The organism is Mycobacterium sp. (genome assembly GCF_049281135.1).
Lineage (GTDB): Bacteria > Actinomycetota > Actinomycetes > Mycobacteriales > Mycobacteriaceae > Mycobacterium.
Genome location: NZ_JBAPRN010000062.1, coordinates 1 through 1,506 on the forward strand (window position 1 = coordinate 1; position 1,506 = coordinate 1,506).

The 1,506-nt window shown below is 64.1% G+C and carries 2 protein-coding genes and 1 pseudogene; all 3 read right to left on the minus strand.

Annotated elements, in window-relative coordinates:
- Positions 1-561: PPE domain-containing protein (locus WAN02_RS02515; protein ID WP_422262540.1), on the minus strand; the 561-nt coding region annotated here is incomplete at its 3' end.
- Positions 562-568: 7 nt separating this feature from the next.
- Positions 569-871, minus strand: coding sequence for a hypothetical protein (locus tag WAN02_RS02520; protein WP_422262542.1), 303 nt, complete (start codon positions 869-871; stop codon positions 569-571).
- Positions 872-962: 91 nt separating this feature from the next.
- Positions 963-1,506: pseudogene (locus WAN02_RS02525) on the minus strand (type VII secretion protein EccC); the annotation flags it as partial.

Genomic DNA, 1,506 nt, shown 5'->3' on the forward strand with positions numbered 1-1,506 from the left:
GCCCAGGCCCGCCGGCGCCACGTCACCGGCGACGGCCGGCGGCGGAACGGCAGCCGCGGCCGCGATCGAGCCCAAGGTGGTGGCATATAAGAGGCCGACGCTGGAATTCTGCGGCCAGTAATCGCCGAAATATTGAATGTCCTGCGACACGATTCCCGGGGTGTTTTGGCCGAAGAAGTTGGTCGCGTTCAGCACGCCCCACAGATCCCGATTCGCCTGGCACGCCACCGATGGAATGACCGACGGTGAGGCCATCGTGTAGGCGTCCACTGCGGCTTGCGCGAGCATCACATGTTTGGCGCAGTGTGCCGCCAGCGGCTCCAGCCCGCCCGTGTTGAGCGCGGTTCCCCTGGCCACGTTCGCCGTACCGGCAAGACCTGTCCACGACGCGCTGGTGGTCGCGATGTTGGTTGCGGAGACCGCCATTCCCATTTGATGACTGGCCGCTTCGGTGGCCATCACCGCGGCGTAGGCGACGATCGATTCCGGGCCGGGACCACCCTCAAAAATCAGCGCGACGATCTCGGGCGGCGCAGCGACCCATCGTGGGTCGAGTGGCATGCCGCGCCTAGAACGAGAACTTGGCGGCGCTGATCAGCTCTTGAAGCACATAGCTGATCGACGACATGCTCTGCCCGGTCGCATACGACGCCCGCTGTCCGAAGTGTGCCCCGGCCACGCCGAGGTAGGTGCCGCCGGCGCCGGCCATTGCCGACGCGAACGCCACGTCATCCGCGGACGCAGCCATCGGCACTACGCCGGTCAAGGCCGCAGAACCAGCCGCCGTGGTGGCCGCCATCTCCCCGGTGACCACCGACTCCGTCAACGAGGACAGGTTCACGGCCTCCGGTGAAACATCGAACATCGACATGTTGTCTCCCGTGTTCTGATCCGCAGCGCACCCCTGCGGGATTACCAGATCTTTCTACGTACATGCGAACTTCGCAATGCGAATGAAATAGCTATTCACCCGCTTCGGGTGTCCCCACCAGCACTCCCTCGATATCGCCCTCGGTGGTGACCAATAGGCCACGCCCGGGCGGCAACTGATGAGCGCTGATCCGCGCGAAAACCTTCACATTTGCCGGATCGTTGTCCATGAACAAGGTCGGTGACCGAGATCCCGTCATTTTCTGCAGGAACGGATTCATCACGACTTGACCGGCCCAGTTGCCAGGCAACCGCGCAGCTATCACGTGCAGACCGACTTGCCGACTGCGCTCGATCAGTGGCAGCAGCGGCGCAGTCGCTGCCGGTTTCACCACCTGATTGTGCGGCCTGAGCTCGTGTTCGTCGTCGATCAGGACGAACTGGCGCGGGCCGTCCCACGCCTTGAGGTTGAGCAGCTCCTCCTGCGTCAGACCCGACGGGGGGAGGCGATCCCGCAGTTCGGCGGTCAACGCGGCGATCACCGCATCGACGTCGTCGGCGGTGTAGGCATAGGCGCGCACGTGTGGACCCCGGATCTTTCCGATCAGTGTGGTTTTGGGGTCGATCACGGTGATC

Bases quoted from the DNA above. Each gene is read 5' to 3' on its own strand.
- WAN02_RS02520 (WP_422262542.1), bottom strand. From the start codon at position 871: ATGTCGATGTTCGATGTTTCACCGGAGGCCGTGAACCTGTCCTCGTTG.